The 21,098-nt window shown below is 38.6% G+C and carries 21 protein-coding genes and 4 pseudogenes; 6 read left to right on the forward strand and 19 right to left on the reverse strand.

Features of this window, described 5'->3' with window-relative positions; all coding sequences use genetic code 11:
* Positions 1 to 389: 389 nt before the first annotated feature.
* The 5 genes and pseudogenes from NDM98_RS17025 to surE all read right to left on the reverse strand — a co-directional run bounded on the left by NDM98_RS17025 (position 390) and on the right by surE (position 5,440).
* Positions 390 to 1,007 carry an LPxTATN C-terminal sorting signal domain gene (locus NDM98_RS17025; protein ID WP_251610239.1) on the reverse strand — a complete coding sequence of 206 codons (618 nt, stop codon included), beginning with the start codon at positions 1,005 to 1,007 and terminating at the stop codon, positions 390 to 392.
* Positions 976 to 1,881, reverse strand: a complete 906-nt coding sequence (locus NDM98_RS17030; protein ID WP_251610241.1) for a DUF2252 family protein — start codon at positions 1,879 to 1,881, stop codon at positions 976 to 978. The genes NDM98_RS17025 and NDM98_RS17030 overlap by 32 nt, the downstream gene beginning before the upstream one ends.
* A 10-nt stretch (positions 1,882 to 1,891) precedes the next feature.
* A complete protein-coding gene (locus NDM98_RS17035; protein ID WP_251610243.1) occupies positions 1,892 to 3,295 on the reverse strand; it encodes a leucine-rich repeat domain-containing protein in 1,404 nt (467 codons plus the stop codon).
* A 142-nt stretch (positions 3,296 to 3,437) separates the two neighbouring features.
* Positions 3,438 to 4,516 (reverse strand): annotated as a pseudogene (locus tag NDM98_RS17040) (Gfo/Idh/MocA family protein).
* Between the two features lie 150 nt (positions 4,517 to 4,666).
* On the reverse strand, positions 4,667 to 5,440 hold the full coding sequence (gene surE / locus NDM98_RS17045; protein WP_251610252.1) for a 5'/3'-nucleotidase SurE: 774 nt from the start codon (positions 5,438 to 5,440) through the stop codon (positions 4,667 to 4,669).
* 501 nt (positions 5,441 to 5,941) lie between these two features.
* Here surE and fosB point away from each other — a divergent pair.
* Positions 5,942 to 6,376: a metallothiol transferase FosB gene (gene fosB, locus NDM98_RS17050; RefSeq protein WP_251610255.1), complete on the forward strand. Its 435-nt coding sequence runs from the start codon at positions 5,942 to 5,944 to the stop codon at positions 6,374 to 6,376.
* 530 nt (positions 6,377 to 6,906) lie between these two features.
* Here fosB and NDM98_RS17055 read toward each other — a convergent pair.
* The 8 genes and pseudogenes from NDM98_RS17055 to NDM98_RS17090 all read right to left on the reverse strand — a co-directional run bounded on the left by NDM98_RS17055 (position 6,907) and on the right by NDM98_RS17090 (position 11,748).
* Positions 6,907 to 7,551, reverse strand: coding sequence for an SDR family oxidoreductase (locus NDM98_RS17055; protein WP_251610257.1), 645 nt, complete (start codon positions 7,549 to 7,551; stop codon positions 6,907 to 6,909).
* An 82-nt stretch (positions 7,552 to 7,633) separates the two neighbouring features.
* A complete protein-coding gene (locus tag NDM98_RS17060) occupies positions 7,634 to 8,881 on the reverse strand; it encodes a Glu/Leu/Phe/Val family dehydrogenase (protein ID WP_251610259.1) in 1,248 nt (415 codons plus the stop codon).
* Between the two features lie 268 nt (positions 8,882 to 9,149).
* A complete protein-coding gene (locus tag NDM98_RS17065; RefSeq protein ID WP_251610261.1) occupies positions 9,150 to 9,497 on the reverse strand; it encodes a hypothetical protein in 348 nt (115 codons plus the stop codon).
* A 71-nt stretch (positions 9,498 to 9,568) separates the two neighbouring features.
* Complete coding sequence (locus tag NDM98_RS17070) at positions 9,569 to 9,952, reverse strand: VOC family protein (RefSeq protein WP_251610263.1); 384 nt, start codon at positions 9,950 to 9,952, stop codon at positions 9,569 to 9,571.
* Positions 9,949 to 10,158, reverse strand: a complete 210-nt coding sequence (locus NDM98_RS17075; RefSeq protein ID WP_251610265.1) for a hypothetical protein — start codon at positions 10,156 to 10,158, stop codon at positions 9,949 to 9,951. The genes NDM98_RS17070 and NDM98_RS17075 overlap by 4 nt, the downstream gene beginning before the upstream one ends.
* A gap of 78 nt (positions 10,159 to 10,236) precedes the next feature.
* Positions 10,237 to 10,329 (reverse strand): HAD hydrolase family protein, encoded by a 93-nt coding sequence (locus NDM98_RS24915; protein ID WP_506324404.1) that lies wholly within the window; start codon positions 10,327 to 10,329, stop codon positions 10,237 to 10,239.
* Positions 10,286 to 11,065, reverse strand: coding sequence for a sugar-phosphatase (gene yidA / locus NDM98_RS17080; RefSeq protein WP_506324405.1), 780 nt, complete (start codon positions 11,063 to 11,065; stop codon positions 10,286 to 10,288). The genes NDM98_RS24915 and yidA overlap by 44 nt, the downstream gene beginning before the upstream one ends.
* Positions 11,066 to 11,122: 57 nt before the next feature.
* Positions 11,123 to 11,748: pseudogene (locus NDM98_RS17090) on the reverse strand (SIMPL domain-containing protein).
* Between the two features lie 112 nt (positions 11,749 to 11,860).
* On the opposite strand from NDM98_RS17090, the gene NDM98_RS17095 reads away from it, so the two are divergent.
* Complete coding sequence (locus NDM98_RS17095; RefSeq protein WP_251610281.1) at positions 11,861 to 13,039, forward strand: MFS transporter; 1,179 nt, start codon at positions 11,861 to 11,863, stop codon at positions 13,037 to 13,039.
* Between the two features lie 3 nt (positions 13,040 to 13,042).
* Here NDM98_RS17095 and hpaB read toward each other — a convergent pair whose 3' ends face one another.
* The 5 genes and pseudogenes from hpaB to NDM98_RS17120 all read right to left on the reverse strand — a co-directional run bounded on the left by hpaB (position 13,043) and on the right by NDM98_RS17120 (position 18,382).
* The gene (gene hpaB, locus NDM98_RS17100) at positions 13,043 to 14,470 is read right to left on the reverse strand and encodes a 4-hydroxyphenylacetate 3-monooxygenase, oxygenase component (protein ID WP_251610283.1); all 1,428 of its coding nucleotides are present in this window, start codon (positions 14,468 to 14,470) and stop codon (positions 13,043 to 13,045) included.
* Positions 14,471 to 14,608: 138 nt separating this feature from the next.
* The gene (locus tag NDM98_RS17105) at positions 14,609 to 15,052 is read right to left on the reverse strand and encodes a hypothetical protein (RefSeq protein WP_251610285.1); all 444 of its coding nucleotides are present in this window, start codon (positions 15,050 to 15,052) and stop codon (positions 14,609 to 14,611) included.
* 76 nt (positions 15,053 to 15,128) lie between these two features.
* Positions 15,129 to 15,872, reverse strand: a complete 744-nt coding sequence (locus NDM98_RS17110) for a polysaccharide deacetylase family protein (RefSeq protein WP_251610287.1) — start codon at positions 15,870 to 15,872, stop codon at positions 15,129 to 15,131.
* A gap of 218 nt (positions 15,873 to 16,090) precedes the next feature.
* Positions 16,091 to 17,528: pseudogene (locus tag NDM98_RS17115) on the reverse strand (glycoside hydrolase family 1 protein).
* 89 nt (positions 17,529 to 17,617) lie between these two features.
* Positions 17,618 to 18,382: a MurR/RpiR family transcriptional regulator gene (locus NDM98_RS17120; protein WP_251610289.1), complete on the reverse strand. Its 765-nt coding sequence runs from the start codon at positions 18,380 to 18,382 to the stop codon at positions 17,618 to 17,620.
* 206 nt (positions 18,383 to 18,588) lie between these two features.
* Between NDM98_RS17120 and NDM98_RS17125 the strand changes: the two genes are divergently transcribed.
* The 4 genes from NDM98_RS17125 (at position 18,589) to NDM98_RS17135 (ending at position 20,522) form a co-directional block, all read left to right on the forward strand.
* Positions 18,589 to 18,969, forward strand: a complete 381-nt coding sequence (locus tag NDM98_RS17125) for a GntR family transcriptional regulator (RefSeq protein ID WP_251610291.1) — start codon at positions 18,589 to 18,591, stop codon at positions 18,967 to 18,969.
* A complete protein-coding gene (locus tag NDM98_RS24240; protein ID WP_307728873.1) occupies positions 18,962 to 19,474 on the forward strand; it encodes an ATP-binding cassette domain-containing protein in 513 nt (170 codons plus the stop codon). The genes NDM98_RS17125 and NDM98_RS24240 overlap by 8 nt, the downstream gene beginning before the upstream one ends.
* Positions 19,437 to 19,847 (forward strand): hypothetical protein, encoded by a 411-nt coding sequence (locus NDM98_RS24245; RefSeq protein WP_307728874.1) that lies wholly within the window; start codon positions 19,437 to 19,439, stop codon positions 19,845 to 19,847. The genes NDM98_RS24240 and NDM98_RS24245 overlap by 38 nt, the downstream gene beginning before the upstream one ends.
* Positions 19,848 to 20,273: 426 nt before the next feature.
* Positions 20,274 to 20,522 carry a hypothetical protein gene (locus NDM98_RS17135; protein WP_251610293.1) on the forward strand — a complete coding sequence of 83 codons (249 nt, stop codon included), beginning with the start codon at positions 20,274 to 20,276 and terminating at the stop codon, positions 20,520 to 20,522.
* A 41-nt stretch (positions 20,523 to 20,563) separates the two neighbouring features.
* On the opposite strand, the pseudogene NDM98_RS17140 reads toward NDM98_RS17135, so the two are convergent.
* Positions 20,564 to 21,083: pseudogene (locus NDM98_RS17140) on the reverse strand (YfiT family bacillithiol transferase).
* Between the last annotated feature and the right edge of the window lie 15 nt (positions 21,084 to 21,098).

A 21,098-nucleotide genomic window follows, 5' to 3' on the forward strand; every position in this document is an offset into this window, starting at 1 on the left:
CGTAAAATTAAGAAAGAAGATATTTATAGCAAAACAAACTTGAATTTGGCAAGCAAGATGGTAGTTCAAGTGACATAAGGAATTAAAAATGAACATTTTTATTAAATGCATTGGAACTTGTGCGATGACCAAGAAGCATCCCTCTTTTGCCAAGAAGGATCGCGATCAGAGCAAGAGCTCGTGCTCCTTATCAAGAGAGATCCCCTCCGCATCAAGAGCGATGCGGGGCTTTCCAAGAGCATACCCTCAATACAAAGAGCGATGCATCTATTACCACGATACTACCCTCGAGACCAAGAAAGTAGCTGACTCTAGCAAGAGCTTTGCTTTTTTCACCAAGAGGATCACTCGTTTAGTAAGAGCGTTCTACAGACAAGATAGACGTTATATTAGCTTTTAAGATTTTCTTTACGTCTCCGTTGATAGAAATACAACACAACTCCAAGGATTAATAATGTTAATCCCGTAGCTAGATAGCCAACTATTTCTGTTGCTGTTTTAGGAAGCATACCACCAAATTTTGAAGAATTAGATTTAGTGTCATCTATCTTATTGTTTGAATGATCTAGTTTGTTGGTACCATCCGTTGAATTCTTTTTTGGTTCAGATGTATCCTTTGGTTCTTCTCCTCCTGGTTGTTCTCCTGGTGGATTGGTTGGTTCTTCTCCTCCTGGCTGTTCTCCTGGTGGATTGGTTGGTTCTTCCCCTCCTGGCTGTTCTCCTGGTGGATTGGTTGGTTCTTCCCCTCCTGGCTGTTCTCCTGGTGGATTGGTCGGCTCCTCTCCTCCTGGCTGTTCTCCTGGTGGTTCTGTCGGTCCCTCTCCTCCTGGCTGTTCTCCCGGTGGATCTGTCGGTTCCTCTCCTCCTGGCTGTTCTCCTGGTGGATTGGTTGGTTCTCCTCCTCCTGGCTGCTCTCCTGGTGGATCTGTCGGTTCCTCTCCTCCTGGTGGATTGGTTGGTTCTTCTTCAATAGGCTCAAATGCTTGGTCGGAAAAAGCTCCAAGCATTATATAACTTGTTATAATTCTCGTGATCCTTTACTGTTTGTGCATAGTATTGTAACGATAGATCTGCAAATTCCTGTTGATACGTGTCTCGATCCATTAATGTATAGGCCTGCTGCGCAAATTCAGTATTACCGATTGAGTTGGCAGCTCTAATATGTGCATAAGCTGATGCCTTGGCGCTATAAAAGAGAAATGAATCAAAGTCTTCTCCATTTCTGAATGAAGATTGATCAAATTCATCCTTATAAGCTGAGCGCTCTTTGACTAAAAAGGAATGTTGATCCGTTAATAAGGTGCCCCAGTGAATATCTGGATAATTATGTAGGGCAGACATACCAGCAATTGTGCGATCAGAATGGGTCGCATAAGCTGGTGTTTTTCCTACTCCTGCTCTGTCCACTGCAGAAGGAAGTTGCGACTTCACATCTAAAATAATATCATCTTGTTGGCCAGATGTTGCCCCTTCAATTAGGACATAAAATCTTTCGGTTCCAAGACTGCCTAACCCTGCATCTGTTCGTCTAGCAATATCCTTCACCTCAAAATATTCTGCTCCAACTTCATTCAGAATTTCTGCGTTAATTCCACTTACATAGGTCTGCCAACTACCTAACAATTCCTTTCTTTCTTCATCACTCACTTCGGCTAATCGAGCGTTAGAAGGGTCAAGTCGTCTTTCTCCTTCAACCATCTGTGTCCATCTTCCAAGCTCAGAAAATGGATCAATGGATGCTATACCTGCGGCTGTATCTCCAACAAATCCCGATAATTGGTCAGCTGTAAATCTATACTCATCGACATTTATTTCTTGATCGATGACTTCTTTTAAAGCGTCTTTGTAATAGGTGCTGTAAGAATCTAGTGCTTCATTCATACTCTCATGATCATATTGGAGAGCTTGGTGCTACATCATTTAACAAATAAAGACTTGTACCAAACCTTAACAAGTCGTAGTAATAAGGAGCTACAGCTACTTCATCAAAATCATTAAAATCAAAAATAGCCTCTTTCTTTCCATTTCCATAAAACCCTATGTTCTCAATATGTAAATCACCGGTAATCCATGTATCTAATGAAGACGTAATTGACCACTCATTTGGAACAATTAAACCATCGCCGACATCCTCAAAAAACAAATGCGCAGTTCCTCGATAGAAAGAAAAAGGACTTGCCTGAAGTAAGGCTAATTTGGTGTTACGTACGTCTTGATCCTGGATATAGCGGTTATTTTCAATTAATCGTTTGGTCAATGTCGCTAAACGTAACTCTCCATCTTTTACATCCAAGTCAGACAAATCTTTTGAATCATCTTTTGGAATGACAAAATCAACATCCTCAATCAGATCATAGTACGAAGATACTGGCGAGAAGTCCGTCAACCCTGGATTATCACGTAGATTCAATCGCACAGTTAAAAATTGATGATTCCTTAATGCTTCAATCGATGTAATTTGGTTATCTCTAAGGTTTAGATCATTTAATAATGGTAAATTAGCTAGAACTGAAATATCTGAGATTTGATTTCGTCTCATTGTGATTACTTCAAGCTTTGTTAAATGAGTTAATGCACTAAGATCAGAAATTTCATTCGTATGGATATTTAATTCAGTAAGCTCTGTTAATCCTCGAATTGGTTCAAGGTCATTGACCGCGTTCTCTCTAAGGTTTAATTCTTTTAATTGAATAAAATTAGATACCACTTCAATAGAAGATAAACCATTCTCACGAACATCAAATTTCTCTAATTGATGAAGAGTATGTAATGGGCTTAAATCCTTTACGCTATTAGTACGTAAACTAAGTTTCTTTAAATTTGTAAGCTTAGAAAGGCTTGTCACATCTGTGATTTGATTTGCTTCTAGTTTCAAATCTTCAAGCTGAGTCAGTTCTTGTAACGGGCTTAAGTCATGTACTTGGTTATTGGTTAGATCTAATTCAACGATATTAATAGCATGTTCTAGTCCTGATAGATTGCGAATTCCTCTTTCCTTTGCACCACTTAGCTCTGTGAGACTTGCCAGCGCTTCCTTTGTTAGTTGATCAAAACCATTTGATTGTACATTTTCGAAAAGCACCTCTTCTAACTTTTCATCTGCAATTGCTAGGACTTCACTTTCTTTTAATTCTTTCTCTTGTACCTCACTTTCTTCACTCTCATTAATCTCTTCCATCTGTTCTTGTTCAACCTCATCAATCTCTTCCACTTGTTCTGCAAATGAAGTAGGTGAATACATCACTGAAGTGAACAAGGATCCAGCAAGCAATACATGTAGTTGTTTCTTATTCATCTCATAAACCCCTCCTAATCTTGGTCACTAGTCATTATTCTAGTGGACTAAAATATAGAAAAGGTTCAATTTACACATTCGTTACATAACTTTTACAAAAAGAAAAACCCTTTGCACTATGCTACGCAAAGGGTAATAATTGTTACTCTGGTAAAATAATTTCCACTTCTCTTCCGGCTTCTGAGGAACGAAGAATACCATCTATGATTGCTTGATTGTACAAAATTTCATGTGCTGGTATAGGAGCTGGTCTTTCTTCTTTAATTGCTAGCACAAAGTCTCTTACCTTCTCATAAAAGATATCTACATTATGTTGCGTAACCGGTATCGTTGTATCTGCATTTTTCCAGCTACATCATGATAAAGACTAATTGACCCGATGCCTCCATCCCATACCCCGCTATAAGGACCCGATCCTGCTGGAGTAAGTTTTAATCCTCCTTGCGTTCCTAAAAACACTGTTGGTCCAAGTGAGTCCATATGCATCGCCCACGAAATCTTAAAGTTTAAAACCTTATTACCCTCTAATCGAATTAAGGCTGTACCAAAATCCTCTACTTCAAAACGATCAAATTCTGGATGATACAGTTCATTGCGACCAAAATGGTTTGAAGTAAATGCTGAAACAGTTAGTGGTTTCGGGTATCCTAATGAATTAAGTGCCAGGTCTAATGAATAACAACCAATATCCGCCATAGCTCCAGCACCTGCTAGTGCCTTATTTATAAAGGTTCCGGCTGGCATGCCACGTCTTCTTCCGCCACCAAGCTGCACATAATAAACATCTCCAAGCTGACCAGATTGAACGATTTCTTTTACTGTTTTCATGTTCGGGTCATATCTAGGTTGGAAACCTACAGTAAGCATTTTATCTGCTAATCGTGCTTCTTCAACCATCTGAACACCCTGATCAAGAGTGATAGCTAAGGGCTTCTCTACTAATACATGCTTACCTGCACGCGAAGAGTCAATGCTCGTTTGATGGTGAGCGATATTCGGGGTACAAATGCTTACACCGTCTAAATCTAGCTCAAGCAGTTTTTTATGATCTTCAAATGCTTGCGTATGTGTTAAACCAAGCTTTTCTATAAACTCAGCTGCTTTTCCCGGAACAAGGTCCGCTACCGCAACCACCTCTACATCTTCCATACGCTGATATGCACGTGCGTGCGCCTGCGCTATACCCCCACTACCAATTATGCCTATTCTTATCTGACTCATGTTCATCACTCCTAATTGTTTTCAATAACAATGTAGACTACTTTTTAATTGTAAGCGTATTCATAAAATGATTGATGTTTTCTTTTTCATTTTATATGTATTCATAGTTATCTGCAATCAATCCCCCCTAAAGGAGGTATTGAAACACATTTAGTTAAATGGTGGAAACCACTGCTCCACTCTTTTTAATTGTTTTCTTTGCGTCACCATTCCTTCAATTGGTGAGATGGTAATATAACCTTCTTTTAATTTGGCAAAATCTAATCCATCCTGATACATAACAGGTTGGCTTAATCGATCTTTCACCCAATAATAGACACAGCCATCTGGATCATTTAGTTCTACATATTTGTACCTGCTAACACTACTATCAGGAGCAACAGGAAAGATCCCTTTACAGTCCTGTTTCTGAAGGTAGGGTAAATTTATATTATAGAAAACATGTTTAGGTAGTCTCACTGAAAACAGTGTCTCCAATAATCCATATAATAAGCTCTTAGACCATTGAAATTTCATATCTTCTGCAGATAAACGATCGATTGATACAGACATACCTGGAACTTGATAGAGTGAAGCTTCTGCTGCTGCTGCCATTGTCCCTGAGTAATAGATATCTCTTCCAATCGTTGCCCCGACATTCATTCCCGAGATGACAACATCTGGCTTCTTGTCCATGAGTACGTCTAATCCTAGTCGGATACAATCTGCAGGTGTACCATTCACAGCCCAAGATTTCACATTTTCACCAAACACCTTCACCACTGTTGCTTTTAAAGGCTGCCGCAACGTAACAGAGTGACTAATCCCACTTCTTTTATGGTCTGGACACACAACAACTGTCTCGCCAAAATGCTGTAATACCTCTACTAAAGCTGCGACCCCGGGACTGAAGATCCCATCATCATTTGTCACAAGAATCTTCAACGATCTCTCACCTCCGACTACAACTAGCTACACTCAGCCTATTAACTATATGCTACTCCGTTAACTTTGACTGAATATGAAACTAAGATCTTGATTTTATTAATATTTAGTAAAGCTCCACAAACAAAAAACGGCATTCACAATTGAAAGCCGCGTCAGTTCATATTTTGATGTATTTAATGCTTTTGCTGGAGGACTGAATAGAGTAAATCTATCTCTTCATCTGTTAAACTTCTTCCAAGTTTTTCTTCAAATTCTTTGACCGTTTGAAGAAACAAATCCTGATCAATTAACAACGAGTGCCTCCCCCCTTGACTCTTTTTATTTGATTACTTAATAAATACCACATTCTTCACAAGATTAACCGTAGTTACATATTATTTTATAAAAAATTTACTATTTAATTGATAGTTTTTGCGATTTTCACAAAACTTACTTGTAATCCATATCAACTACCTTATAAAATCAGCAATATGATAGGCTACACTTGAGGTGATTAATATGATACAAGGTCTAGGACACATAACATTTTCAGTTTCCAATATGAAGCGCTCGATTGAGTTTTACTCAACCATTTTTAATTCTTCTCCTATCGTAAAAGGAGATAAAACAGCTTATTTTGAAGTTGGAGGTCTGTGGATTGCCTTAAATCTTCAAAAGAATATCTCTCGTACGGAAATCCATGAATCTTATTCTCATATTGCTTTTTCTGTTCTACCATCTGATTTACATTCACTTATGCAGAACCTTAAAGAGGCTCATGCTGATATCGTTCAAGGCCGGGAACGCAATTCATCTAGTGAGGGAGAATCAATTTATTTCAGGGACCCAGACGGTCACCTACTTGAGTTTCATACAGGGAACCTTAAACAGCGCCTTACTCACTTACAACAAACAAATCCTTCTATTCTTACAACTGATCATTACGGTGAGTGACATGCCTTAGCAAGAGGATTGAACTTAAAAGCACGGGGAGTAGAGGTATTAGCAAGGCCGAATGCTGTTACCCAAGATCTTTTGCGGTTTCATCAAGACCCGCTGCTTCTCTTCAAGACCTTTAGCGGGTTCATCAAGGCCTGATGCTCCTCTCCAAGACCTTTTGCGGGTTTACCAAGGTCTGATGCTTCTCTCCAAGATCTTTAGCTGTTTCATCAAGACCCGCTGCTTCTCTCCAAGACCTTTTGCGGGTTCACCAATGCCCGATATTCCTCTCCAAGATCTTTTGCGGTTTTACCAAGACCCGATACTCCTCTCCAAAATCTTTTGCGGTTTCACCAAGTCCCGATGCTGTTCATCAAGATCTTTTGCGGTTTCATCAAGACCCGCTGCTTCTCTTCAAGACCTTTAGCGGGTTCATCAAGACCCGCTGCTTCTCTCCAAGATCTTTAACCGCTTCACGACACCCCGCACCTGCTCTAACATATAAAAAAAGGTAAAACGAGTCACCGTTTTACCTTTTTATTTTCCTATATACTTTTCAGCGCTTCTTTAACAGGTAGATCACCCGATACTAAGTCAAAGCTCTTTTTAAGGACTGAGTCTTCATCTAATACTGCAACAATGGTGTTTGCAACATCTTCGCGTGGGATGTAACCACGATCTAAGTCAGTCCCGGCAACTACTTGGCCAGTGCCTTCTTCGTTAGTTAATCCTCCAGGTCGCACAATGGTATAATCTAGACCACTGTTTTCTAGCCATACATCAGCGTAATGCTTTGCGGCGCTGTAATGCTGAATCTTACTGCTCCAGTTTTCACGTCTATGAACACCGATTGCACTTACCATAATAAATCGATCAACGCCTGCTTGTTTTGCTGCCTCTACTGTTTTTATGGCGCCGTCCAAGTCAATTAAAATCGTTTTGTCAGCACCGGTATGTCCACCTGAACCTGCTGCAAATACAACAGCGTCAGTTCCTTTTGCTGCTTCAGCTATATCATTTATACTTCCTTCTAAATCTACAAGAGCTGTTTCTGCTCCAAGGTCATGGAAATAAGACAGCTGCTCTTCTTTGCGTACCACTGCTTTTGCTGTATGCTTACCTTCTTTTTGGATTTTTTCGACAACCTGCTTACCAATTTGACCGTTTGCGCCTACTACTAATACTTTCATGATTTATATTCATTCCTTTCACATATAGAAAAACTGATCTCACTTATAAGAGTACCCGGAAAAATCATAGGGCAAACATCAATTAATTCCACCCTCGCGCAGAGATGGCTTGATTTAATCGTTTAATCGCAGCAATCATGGCTGCCGTGCGATAGCTTGTCTTATGTTGCTCTGCATGATCGACAACCCTTTTATAACCGTTTAGAATACGATCTTTTAATTGTTGCAAGATTTCCTTCTCATCCCAGTAATAATTCATGTGATTTTGAACGGATTCTAAATAAGAGACAATTACACCACCACTGTTTGCTAGAATATCAGGAATGACAAGCTGGTTGCGTTCAAGCAAGATTTTTTCTGCTTCTGGAGTTGTTGGTCCATTTGCCAGCTCAACAATCATTTTAGCTTGTACATCAGTTACATTTTCTTTATGAATAGCTGCCTCAAGAGCTGCGGGGATAAGAATATCGGTCTTAATATACAATAGATCGTCAGGCTGATCTAATACATCTGCCTCCCCGTACGAAGCCAGTTCACCCTCTTCTTTGGCCTTTTGAGCTTTAGGGATATCCAAACCGTTTTGATCATATAATGCTGTTTTTGAATCACTAACAGCGATTACTTTACAGCCTAAATCGTATAATAATCTAGCGGCAATTTGTCCTCCGTTACCAAAACCTTGAATGGCCACAGTTGTTTCATCTAGTTTCATCTCTTGATCATTTAATAAATACTCAATTACATACACCGCTCCTTGTGCAGTGGCCTGACTTCTGCCTTCTGATCCTCCAAGGATGGGTGGTTTTCCTGTAATGATACCTGGGACAAAGTTTGCTTCTCTCTTAGAGTATGTATCCATCATATATCCCATAATCGATGGATCTGTATTCACATCTGGAGCCATGACATCTTGATTCGGACCAACAACGTCTTGTACTGCTTCCATAAATGCACGACTGAGACGTCGTACTTCTCTATCACTCAGCTCTCTTGGATCACAGACAACACCGCCTTTACCACCGCCATGTGGGATTTGTACCAATGCACACTTAAATGACATCCACATGGATAAAGCTTTTGTTTCATCTAGATCTACTTCAGGGTGAAACCTTAATCCACCTTTGTAAGGACCAAGTGCATCAAGGTGTTGAGAGCGATATCCATGAAATAATTTTGACGTTCCATCATCCATTTCTACTGGGAATGTTACTTGTATAACCCTTTTTGGATGCTGAAGCATATCTTGAACAATTGGCTCAACATGTATAAGATCCGTTGCTTCTTTTATTTGTGCTTTTACGTGATCATACGCCGTATCTTGATTACTCATCTAAACTCCCCCTTTTTCACTATAAAATCTTTTCCCGTTTCCCTCATTTACAAACAAAAAGCGCGTTAGCTATTGAGAGCTAACACGCCAAATTCCTAATCATCATGTAAAATCAATTCATGTTGCTCAATTTCCTTTGCGAACATTTTTACAAATATAGGATGAATAAAATGAACAAATAGAGATTTCACATGCCCCACTCCTTTTTTAATAGTCTTACGCGTACTAGATATATATGCAGCTCTTTACTAGAATATGACTAAAAATATTAGGCATGCTGTTCCCATTCTGTTAGTTTCTGTTCAATTTGCCTGATCACTAACTCATTGTAGATCGATCCCGCTCGATTAGAAGAAGTAATGTACTCTAAATCAAGCGTTAATCTTTCTAATTCATCATCTATCTGTTGAATTTCAAAATGCTGTTCAAATTCAGACCGGCTTAATTCCTCATCAACTAGAAGCATATTTTGAGAGACTTGATTGATGATTTCTTTTTTTGCTCGAAGACTTGCCATTTGGTTTGTAATAGATTCTCTTTGTTCCTCGTATAGTCTGAGTTCTTTTTCTAATTCACTTTTCCATTGCTCTAAGTATATGATCTCTCGTTCATCCATATTGTTCCCACCTTATAACTCAGATCTATTTTATAGATGGGTACCCCTTTTTCCACTAAATAAAACGCTTGTTATGGAGCAACAACTTCAACCTTCATTCGATCAGGATCTTCAAAATAAACCGCATAATGCTGCTCTCCGCCGGCATACGGATGGGATTTGGTATATAAAATAGAAACACTACGCTGTTTTAATTGCTCGGTCAGCTTGTCAACATGCTCTTTAGACTCACCCCAAAAAGCTAAATGGTTTAAGCCAATGCGTTTACGATGGTAACCAGCATCAATAAAACGCTGTTCCACTTGAACAAACACGATGTAGCAGTGACCAGATTTCCAGCTTATCCCCTCGTCCCACTTTTGGTATTGCTGATAGCCTAATTCAACGAGTAGCCATCCCCAAAAGTCAGTCGAGCGCTTGAGGTCCGATACATAAAGTTCAATATGATGAATCATTGTTTTCGCTCCTCCTTACTTACAGTCATTTTCTTTTGAAAATGCGCTAAGAAATATATACTTAATCCCATCACAATAAGTAAAAACCACATTCCCGTTCCTGCTCGGTTAGGGTCATTAAGATGAATGAGAACATAGATGATTACAAAGCCTGTTAGAAGCATTAAAGTGGATTGAATCGCTCGAATAATCTCAGTCCCTCTCATGAGACACCCTCCATTTCTTTTCACTAAATCTAAAAAAAACTAAAGTCGACACATGGAGGACTTTAGTTTTTTACGTATTTAACTGAGTATAAACTGATCAATTGCTTTAGCTACTCCATGATCATTATTAGATGCAGTAATATGATCTGCAACATCTTTTAGTTCTGGAATCGCATTTTCCATCGCAACACCACATCCAAGCGTAACTAACCATCGTCACATCGTTCCCGTTATCTCCAATTGCCATGACCTCTTCCTGCTTGATTCCTAATGTTTCGGAAAGCAGCTTCACAGCATTACCTTTACTCACATTGGGATTTAAAATTTCTAGGAAAAACGGTGCACTTTTGACTAACATATACTCTTCTTTCATTTTCTCAGGGATTTGAGCAATTATTTTATCTAATTTTTTTGGCTCATCAATAAACATCATTTTTGGAATAACGATATCTTTTGGTGCTTCTTCAACAGACATATAGCTAAGTGGAACAGTAGTCAGATACGACTCTAATACTGTGTATTCACTAATACGACGGTTCGGTGAATATAAATTAGCTGAATCAAAATAATGCATGGGAGAGCCTAACTCTTTGCTTATCTCGTATACTGTTTGAAGATCTTTGTACTCAAGAGTAAGCTCGGAAACAACTTCTTTTGTATGCGCATTTTGAACCAATGCTCCATTATATGCTATGACATAATCGCCGTCTTGGGTAAGGTTTAAAGCCTCTAGGTACTGCTTTACCCCACCAATTGGTCTACCGGTGCATAAAACAACCTTTACACCCTTTTCTTTGGCAGCATGCAGCGCGGTTTTCACCTCGTCGGTTACCTCATGTTGGTCATTCAATAATGTTCCATCAATATCTATTGCAACTAATTTAATCATACAGTCTCTCCTATTCATCTCTCTCTTAAAACTCCTTGTACTAGTATAGCATGCTCTAACACTAATTTCTTATCATCAGGCATATTCAAACAACACTTCTACTTCAGCACGAATCTCTATTAACCCTGGCTGAATGGATGTTCCAGATGATGCATCAAATAAAGCCACTTGATTAAAACGAACTGGTTCAGATGGGCTGCGCTCTTTTATCCACACAGGCAGTTGATTTAGTGAAACGGATAGGGAGTTCGTGATTGCTTGAGCTTTCACTTGTGCGTTTTGTACGGCTTTTGCAGCGCTTCGTTTTGTGCCTCGGTTTTATCCCTCATTGTGAATTGAACATTTGAAACCGAATTAGCTCCATTTTCTACAGCTTCATCAATCACAGCTCCAGCCATCGCTATCTGATTTAGTTCAACTTGTAAAAGATGGGTAATGAGATATGTGCGAAAGACTTGCTTGCCATCGACATAATCATACTGTGGCTCAATTTGATAAACAATTGTCTGAATTGCTTGTTGTGGGATACCTATTTGTATAAGTGCGGAGATCATTTTATTAATAGCTTCTGTATTCTCAGCCTGTGCCTGACTGACGGATGGATTTTCGGTTTTTACTCCTAATGTGATCCTGACTTGATCTGGACTGACTGAAATAACTGATTCACCAAAAACCCTTACTGTGTGCTCTTTTTGATTCATAGATTCCCTCCTCAATGTACGAACTATTCTATTTGTATTACACTAATAACAAAACATACATGAAAGGATACTTATGTCGACTAACTCTCACTCCGATTGGAAACGCTCTCTTTTGACATTGAAATTGTTTCTATTCTTTCTATATGGCTCAATCTCCATTTTGTTATCGTATTTCCCTGTTTATTTTCAAGACAAAGGTTATAGCACTGTAACCATTGGTTTTCTGATGGCGGGAGGTCCTTTTGTTGCGATATTCGCCAATCCATTTTGGGCTTATTGGGGAGATCGATTGCAGAACATACGCTTAGTGCTACTCCTCATATTAATAGGAAATTTACTCGTGGTTCAATTGGTCTTTCAATTAGATACTCCTACATATGTTTTTCTTGCCATGCTTGTTTTTTTCCTTTTTCAAACACCATCTTTTTCACAAAGTAACAGCTTAATTCTTCAGACAATTAGTGGTACGTCGACGAAATTTGGCGGCATTCGTGCTTGGGGCTCTCTCGGATACGCAATTATGGCTGGTATTCCTGGACCAATCATTGTGCTTGTAGGTATAAATCAGCTTTGGATTTTATACAGCGTTCTGCTTTCCCTTACGATTTTTCTTATGACTAGGTTTCCAAAAGTGACTGTAAAAGAATCAACAAAAGTTGTCCGAGGCGGCTATGCAGCAAATGTTCTAGGTAATCGATTCTTTTTGTTATTTCTTATGCTTGGCATTTTTCTTGCCGTACCTAATGCAATGAATCAGACCTTTGTTTCGTTGTACATAGTTGAATTAGGTGGAAGCTTGCAATTGATCGGCTATTCGGCGTTACTTACTGCGATTTTTGAACTGCCTGTATTTTTGTTGTTAGATCGTTACCTAAAACCAAACAAACGAATCATGATTGCTTTGCTTATCTTAATTAGTTTGTTATTTGCCTTGCGTTGGTATTTGATGAGCCTTGCTACGACACCGATGTCGATTTTATATGTTCAAATCCTGCACTGCATTACTTTTGCAACCTTTTATTACATCGGTACAACACTCACCGCACAGCTTATCCCTGCAAGATACCTGGCCAGTGGTCAGGCGTTATTCACACTAACCTTTAGTGGGATTGCTGGCATTATCGCCGGTACACTTGGGGGCTGGCTTTTTCAAACATATGGAGGCAAAGAAATGTATCAAGTGTCTGTTGTTATTTCGTTACTCAGCATGTTTGGCTTTTCTATAACCTGGATCGTATTACGACTAAAAGACAGCAAAAAGAAGGCCAATCATGTTGACCTTCCATCTTAATGACTACTCTTCTTCATGAGGTTTAATATCAAGAAATGACGTCACTAGCTTTTTTGCAGCGTCTTTGCTGTAAACAGAATAAATCGATACTGGGGTTCTAACTGGGTCTCCAAAAAACATCTGTTCATATAAGGTTTGCCGTGAGCCAAATGCACTCATTGTGAGATCCCAGGCCATCCTAAATAGTTTGATCTTATCCTTTGCTGTTATCTTATCGCCTTGAAGTGTTCGTGTTAGCGATTGCTCGATCGGAGAAGCAAAGTCCTTTTCTGATGGGATACAAATTAACCCACTAGCACCAATTAGGGTCAAAATATCAGTTATTCGTGGATACACCTTCTGGTAATAATGAAAAGCCATTTTTAACTTGATTCCATTTGGAACCATAACTCCTCCAGCATTTAATTCCGCTTCATGCTCTGCTGCTAGAACAAAACCTTTCATAATTTCATGAGCCATCGCAATCTCACTAATTTTCTCTTGAATATGTTGATACTCTGTCACAGACAAACTTTCGACCATTAGCTGAGCCACACCTAGAATCCACTCAGTTTTGGCAATTTGACGATTAGCTGACTGGTACAGGAGAAATGACTCAACACCAGTTTCCGTTTTTAATGCAAAAGCGATATCAGAATCTCCGTATAAAAAAACACGGTCCCAAGGAACTAAAACATTTTCAAAAACGACCATTGCATCTCCTTCATCAAACCGTGATGATAAAGGCTGATCAAAAGATGTCGTGTTTTCAGCGTAGGATGGTCTATTCACAAAAGATAGTCCTGGTGTATTAGAAGCAATGCAAAATCCAAACAAGTATGAAGGATCCGTAAAACTACCTGCTGGTAGCACAAGCAACTGATCTGTCAGTCCCCCTTGGGTAGCTAGCATTCTTGCACCGCTAACAATTAGACCCTCATCCGTCTCTTTCACGACTTTTGCTGCAATAATTGTTTCATCATCTCCATCAGGCCAATAAAACTTTCGACTCACCTGTGGATTTATAAAAGTATGTGTGAAGGTAAAATCTTTATCTCTTGCTTCTTCAAAAATATGCTCCATGTTTTTTTGATACGTCCCAAAGTACTTAGCTGACCCTGCCATTGCCATAATCGCTGAGCTCACGTAATCAGGAGATCGTCCGAGCATGCCCGCGGTTTCGGATGCCCACACTCGAATCGCTTCACCACGTTTTTTAAGATCTCCTTTTGTGTGTGGAATTTCGTACGAGAAGTTAAACTGTTTTGTTGAATCCATTAGTACATCAGGCTGCTGTTTCACTAAATCATAAAGCACTGACTTACTTTTTATAATTCCATTAAAGGCAGGATGCTCTGAAACTTTACCAGAAATTTTAACTCCATCCATCCAAATCTCATTGTTTAAGGCATCAATTCGTTCTACGTATTCCTTGCCAGTAGAGGTTCCCATTCTCACCCATCCTTACTTCGATAGATATTTACCCTCATATTTATGCGAGAAGGTGGCAGTAGGTTCAGGTAGCTTGCCCAAGAAAAGGGCATAGAAAAACGCAGTCAAACACCTTTTAGTGTCCAACTGCGAATTCTATTAGCGAATGAGTAATAACAAAATATCAAGGAACGTATCATCGTCTAGCTCAGCTTTTTGAGTTCCACCAAACTCATGACGTGTTGATTTCCATTTTCCTTCATCATAAAAGAAGTAAGTGCTATGAAGAATGGTTGCTCCGTTTTGAATGGAGATCTTATACTCACCACGTTGACTAGCTGTAACATCAGGAATAAGAATAACTGGTTTTTTTCCATATGCTTTAATTTGTTTTCCAACTACATTAAAACGATTAGCTCCAATTGATGCTTCACTAATCTCTAGCTGTTTTTTTTCAACAGCATCTGTTAAAGCGTTATCAATTCGTTCATAAAGTTCATTCACAACATTAAAGAAATGAAATTCTCTTTCCTCAACAGGTGATTTTTTGGTTTGTAACCGAGCTTGCTCTTTATCTAGGTACTCAAATAATTGGTGTGTCATTGTCGCTTTCCCTCCTATTTCTCTATGAGTTAATTCGACTTAATCTTATAAAATCCTGCATAAAACTACAATACCTTTATAAGTGATCAAACAAAGTCCAGTGATTTGTTAGCTTTATTAAATCTGAAACAGTAACCAGTTCATAGCCATCTTCAATTAATGCTGGAATAATCACTTCAAGAGCTTGAATGGTCTGTAATCTTTTCCCTCCAGCATCATGAAATAAAATAATATCCCCAGAATGTATGTTAGGTAGCACATTTTGAATAATATTCCCCACACCTGGATTAGCCCAATCTCGCGAGTCTTGATGCCACGACCACATAATCACCTGATACTGTTCTTCTGCTGCCGTTTCAATAATGACGTCATCATAATAACCCTCAACTGGACGAAATAGACGCGGGTAGACACCCGTAACCTCAAAAATCTTTTTCTCTGTTTGTTTTATTTCTGCACGCAAAACAGATTTAGACATATTCCCCATAGAAAAATGATGATACGTATGATTTCCAATCTCATGGCCATGCCGCGAAAGCTCTTTTAAAACACCCGGTAGCTTTTCAACTTGAGCCCCCGTTACAAAAAAGGTCGCTTTTGCTTCATATTGATTTAAGACCTGCATTATTTTTTCAGTATAAATTGGATGTGGACCATCATCAAACGTAAGAGCAACTAAAGGTCTTGACGTAGGGATATCCCAAATGGCTTTACCTGTTTGTTCATAATCAAACCTGTCTTTAGCCATAGCGATCGTATTCGGATACAAAAATGCAGGAATACTTACCATTAAACAAAATACAACCAATAGCCTTCTCATGCCAACCCTCCTAGCTCTTTCAAGGAGTTAATTTATCAGGTTAGTTTATGGAGAGACTAAGCTTGTTATACAGGAGAAAGATTAAAGGATATTACCAGATAAAGTATTTATTGAATCATAAAGATCATTTTTTTGGAGGTTGCTCTAAAAGTAATTTCTAATAAAAAAACGATCCTATTTTCAGGATCGTTCTTCAGATAGTGGTACACCCAAAAAAATTAATTTAACTCATCACCATTTGTTGTGATCACATTTTGATACCAGAAAAATGATTTCTTCTTCTTTCGTTCTAATGATCCAGAGCCATCATCTTGTTTATCGACATAGATAAAGCCATAACGCTTGGACATTTCTCCAGTAGAGGCACTGACTAGATCAATACATCCCCATGGTGTGTAACCCATTAACTCTACGCCATCTTCAATTGCTTCACCCATTGCTTCAATATGGCTGCGAAGATAGTCAATTCGATAATCATCGTTAATAGATCCGTCTTCTTCGATCTTATCATAGGCGCCAAGTCCATTTTCTACTACAAATAACGGCACTTGATAACGGTCATACAACTGGTTAAGTCCGATACGAAGTCCAGTCGGATCAATTTCCCAGCCCCAATCACTCGCTTTTAAGAACGGGTTTTTCACACCGCCAATTAGGTTTCCTTGTCCCACTTCCTCAGGCGTTTTATCCTTTTTCTCCGTGCGAGACATGTAATAACTAAGGGAGATGAAATCAACTGTACCTTCCTTGATGATTTCTAAGTCACCCTCGTTCATATCAAGTGTAATATCATTTTCTTTAAAGAAACGATCTGCAAATGCAGGGTAAGCTCCGTACCTGAACATCCCCACAATAATTGTTAAATAGACGCTCCTCTTGTAAGGCATGCAAGACATTTTCAGGATTGCAATCAGCCGAATACGTTGGTGCATAAATAAGCATACATCCAATTTGACTCTCAGGAATTAGTTCATGCCCTGCTTTTACCGCTAGCGCACTGGCTACAAATTGGTGATGTAGGCCTTGAAAACTATCTTGTAACCTTGTTTCTTCAGTCTCTGGTGAGAAACCAAGTCCTAGGATCGGCATGTGTGTAGCACCATTGATTTCGTTAAATGTTAACCAATATTTCACTTTGTTTTTGTAGCGTTTGAACAATGTTGTTGCATAATGCTCAAAGAATCCAACCACTTCACGATTACGCCATCCACCATATTCTGTAATTAAGTAAAGTGGAATCTCATAATGAGAAATTGTCACAACTGGTTCGATATTGTATTTTTTTAATTCATCAAATACACGATCATAAAAAGCTAAACCTTCTTCGTTTGGTTCTGTCTCCGTCCCATTAGGGAAGATTCGGCTCCACGCAATACTCATACGATACGTTTTAAATCCCATTTCAGCAAAAAGAGCGATATCTTCTTTATAACGGTGATAAAAATCAATGCCCTCATGGTTCGGATACACATATTTTTCGTGATCAATTTTAAAATCAAAACCTGGTTTTCCAATAACATCTAATCGTACTTTTCCACCAGGCATTACATCTGCTAGGTTCATACCTTTGCCACCTTCAAGATAGGCACCTTCTAATTGGTTAGCTGCTGTTGCACCACCCCATAAAAAGTCTTTAGGAAACTTGTAATCACTCATATTTTTTACCTCCATATAAATTATCTAATGTTTTTCTAATATAAGCTTACCCTTTTACTATTAAAAAAACTGGTCTAAATTAGACCAGTTTAAAGATCGTACGTATAGTCATTCACCCAATAAACTAAAACATCAAACAGCCGTAATAAGGTTTGACTACTAACAGCACTATTTTCTATTTTTCCACATTGGATGATCTCGTCAAATGCTCCGTGATGCTGTTGGCCATTTGAAAATGTAATGAGAACTTTCTTCCCCTTTGCAGTTCGAATCTTTTCTATTAAAGGCAATTCCTCTGCTAACAGATGTCCTTGTATCGAAATCGTTATAATCAGATCTTCCTCTGTCAAAACATCTAAAGAATCCATTTGTTTAAAAAGATTCGTATCACATTCGCAAAATTTACCTAACAAAAGTAATTTTTTTTGTAACTCTAAGGTTTGGATTTGATATTTTTCAAAACTTATTAAAATAACTCTTTTTGATTTGTTTATTAATGTAACAACTCTTTCTATTTGCTCAGTAGGAATACGATCAATCATATCGACGTTTTCCTGTAACTGTTCTTTAAACTGAGTTGCATTTAAAAAATGATCTGTATATTCATTCGATGCTCCAGTTTTATTCGAAAGGATTACGCTATTTCTTAGATTTGAAAAATTTTTGAATCCAATTTTTTTACAGAATCGATTGATTGTTGAAGGAGCGACATTACAAGTTTCGGCAATTGCTTCTAAGGAGAACGTCTCGATCTTATCGATATGATCTAAGAAACTCCTTGCAATAGAATAATTAATATCTTTCTCAAGAGAATTATTTGTATAAGCTAAAAGTGTGTACATTAATTGCTCCAAGTTTTCCACCTCAGATTCATTTTATCATAAGAAATATTATTAGTATGAAATACCGCTAGACAATCTAAAGGCGAATAGCCCCCCTTTCTTATCAAAACAAATGTCAAACATTAGATTTATTTTTGTTGACAGGTTCATTTCAATGTTATATCGTTAGTCACATAACCAACTAACCATAATACCATGTAACAGGAGGTGCTTACATTGTGCGTTCGACATTAGATGATAACCGTCCGATCTTCCAACAAATACGGGAGATGATCGAAGAAGATATCGTAGAGGGAGTTCTTCAAGAGGGTGAAAAAGCTCCATCGACAAACCAGCTTGTAGCCTACTACAAGATCAACCCATCAACTGTTTTAAAGGGAGTAAATGAACTCGTTGACGAAGGTATTTTATTTAAGAAAAGAGGGGTTGGAATGTTTGTAGCTGTTGGAGCACGTGGAAAACTAATAGATCAGCGAAAACAAAATTTCAAAGAAGAATTTGTGTGGAGGATGTTAGAGGAAGCGAATAAGCTAGGCATTGCTCAACAGGATATTGAAAAGATGATGACTGAATTAAAAGGGAGGAATAACGATGACTGAGCCTCATATTAAAGCAGAGAATCTTTCGCTTCACATTGGTAAAAATCATATTTTAAATGATATTTCTTTTGATTTGAGTGGGAATAAAATCATTGGATTGCTTGGTCGAAACTCCGCAGGTAAAACCACCTTACTTTCAGTGCTTGCTGCGTATCATTCTCCTACTGTCGGAACACTTAAGATGAACAACCAGGACATTTTTGAAGACTCAGCAAGTGTTGAACAGATTTCTTTTATTAAAGAAGAATCGTTTGAATACGAATACGACAAAGCAAAAAAATGGCTAGATGACCGTGGAAGCTTCAGAGCACGTTATGATGCAGATTATGCAGCTCACTTAGTGAAACGATTTAAAATTCCTATGAACAAGAAAGTCTATAACCTCTCAAGAGGGATGAAATCAGCCTTAACCGTGACATTAGGACTCGCCAGTCGCTGTCCCGTTACGATTTTTGATGAGGCCTATCTTGGAATGGATGCGCCAAGCCAGAGAGATTTTTTATGAAGAAGTACTAAAGGACTACATGGAACATCCACGAATGATCATACTCTCTACTCACTTAATTTCTGAAATGGACTCTTTGTTTGAGGAAGTATTAATCATAAAAGAAGGTACCTTGCTAATGCACAAGAATACAGAAGAGCTTCTAACAGAAGGACTTTCAATAACCGGATCAGCGGAAAAAATCGATACATGGACAAAAGGTAAAACCATCCTAAAAGAACAGTCACTCGGAAACACGAAGTCAAGCATGATATATGGCCCAATCACAAACGCCGATCGTGAAACCGCTTCTGATAGCGGGCTACAGTTTGATCCAATTTCATTACAAGAGCTATTTATCCTCCTAACTGAAGAAGGAGCTGATTCAGAGTGAACCCCAAAGCAAAGCTTATCTTCAGGAAATTCAGTTCATTTTATACCCAATGGACTATCGGTTTCTTTGTTACCCTGCTAATTGTCCATTTTCTTGCTATCATTTTTGCTGCGATATCCATCTGGTCTTTCTATGATACGAGCAGTCAAGCGACTCAATTTTATATGCTTATCCTCGGTATCATGAACATGGGTTTACTCTCTTATGCCGTATCAAATGGAATAACGAGAAAAGACTATTTTGTAGGAGTATCTGCTTCGGCATTCTTGTATAGTCTTTTGTTATCGGCAGTCACTTTGCTCACAACGTTTTTATTAGAAGACTTACTCTTTCCTCAACTCGGTTTAAATACCACAACTGGTAGTATCTCAATTACATTCACATTGTTCATCACTTTATTCTTACGGTTTCTGTTATACTATTTTCTTGGTTGGTTTATCATGGCTTGGTTTCCATCGTTTTCATTGGTTAATCGGTATTGTTTTTGTAGGAATAGGAATAGTAGTTGTAGCATTTCATGATTACCTAATTGGAGAAGGCGAATCTACTGTACTCAACTTCTTACCAACTGTAGAGCTTTCACCCTCCATTTATGCACCAGCAATTATGATTTTGATTACAGGAATAATGGCACTAGTACGCAGATTGACAAAACATGCACATGTGAAAATATAAATACACCAATAGCCACAGGGAAAATTCCTGTGGCTATTCTTCTACCAAGCTTCTCTATTACGCAGTGAAATAATTTGAGCGATATGATGTTGCCCATGCCATGAATAAATTCCAATATTCTCTGAAAGCTTAACTTCCCCACTCTCAGGGTGCCTAAAGGTCCGATCTAATGTAATTGAATCCAATGAATATAGGAGCTTAGTCCACCGAGCATGTAAAGAATCTAGTAAGTCTAGTGAACCTTCGATTGGCAGCTTTGAATCAGGTAGCTCTGCCCAACGGTCTTCGTAATAAGGACGAATCGTCGGATGATCTTCTGTAAGAGCCAACTTAAAACGGATATATGCATTCATATGGCTATCAGGCAAGTGATGAACAACCTGACGAATGGTCCAAGCCTCCTGGTCGATACGGTGTATCAAGCTTGGAATCCGTTAAGCCTTGCACAGCTTCTCTTAACTGAATGGGGGCTTGCTCAATAACGTTGATCCACTTTTTTATTTGGTCCTGGGTGATGACTGTTGGTTGCTGGAATTGTCCGATTGGGTATTGAAGATTCATGTGGTGCTCCTTTTA

The sequence above is a fragment of the Alkalicoccobacillus plakortidis genome (genome assembly GCF_023703085.1).
In the GTDB taxonomy this organism is placed as follows: Bacteria; Bacillota; Bacilli; order Bacillales; family Bacillaceae_D; genus Alkalicoccobacillus; species Alkalicoccobacillus plakortidis.

What these genes read in the sequence shown, in the direction of transcription:
- NDM98_RS17065 (WP_251610261.1), bottom strand. Translation starts at nt 9,497, where the DNA reads ATGGATGAACGAGAGATCATATACTTAGAGCAATGGAAAAGTGAATTA.
- fosB (WP_251610255.1), top strand. Translation starts at nt 5,942, where the DNA reads ATGATACAAGGTCTAGGACACATAACATTTTCAGTTTCCAATATGAAG.
- hpaB (WP_251610283.1), bottom strand. Translation starts at nt 14,470, where the DNA reads ATGGGAACCTCTACTGGCAAGGAATACGTAGAACGAATTGATGCCTTA.
- NDM98_RS17035 (WP_251610243.1), bottom strand. Translation starts at nt 3,295, where the DNA reads ATGAATAAGAAACAACTACATGTATTGCTTGCTGGATCCTTGTTCACT.
- NDM98_RS17055 (WP_251610257.1), bottom strand. Translation starts at nt 7,551, where the DNA reads ATGAAAGTATTAGTAGTAGGCGCAAACGGTCAAATTGGTAAGCAGGTT.
- NDM98_RS17060 (WP_251610259.1), bottom strand. Translation starts at nt 8,881, where the DNA reads ATGAGTAATCAAGATACGGCGTATGATCACGTAAAAGCACAAATAAAA.
- NDM98_RS17025 (WP_251610239.1), bottom strand. Translation starts at nt 1,007, where the DNA reads ATGCTTGGAGCTTTTTCCGACCAAGCATTTGAGCCTATTGAAGAAGAA.
- NDM98_RS17105 (WP_251610285.1), bottom strand. Translation starts at nt 15,052, where the DNA reads ATGACACACCAATTATTTGAGTACCTAGATAAAGAGCAAGCTCGGTTA.
- NDM98_RS17030 (WP_251610241.1), bottom strand. Translation starts at nt 1,881, where the DNA reads ATGAATGAAGCACTAGATTCTTACAGCACCTATTACAAAGACGCTTTA.
- NDM98_RS17070 (WP_251610263.1), bottom strand. Translation starts at nt 9,952, where the DNA reads ATGATTCATCATATTGAACTTTATGTATCGGACCTCAAGCGCTCGACT.
- NDM98_RS17110 (WP_251610287.1), bottom strand. Translation starts at nt 15,872, where the DNA reads ATGAGAAGGCTATTGGTTGTATTTTGTTTAATGGTAAGTATTCCTGCA.
- NDM98_RS24240 (WP_307728873.1), top strand. Translation starts at nt 18,962, where the DNA reads ATGACTGAGCCTCATATTAAAGCAGAGAATCTTTCGCTTCACATTGGT.
- yidA (WP_506324405.1), bottom strand. Translation starts at nt 11,065, where the DNA reads ATGAATAGGAGAGACTGTATGATTAAATTAGTTGCAATAGATATTGAT.
- NDM98_RS17075 (WP_251610265.1), bottom strand. Translation starts at nt 10,158, where the DNA reads ATGAGAGGGACTGAGATTATTCGAGCGATTCAATCCACTTTAATGCTT.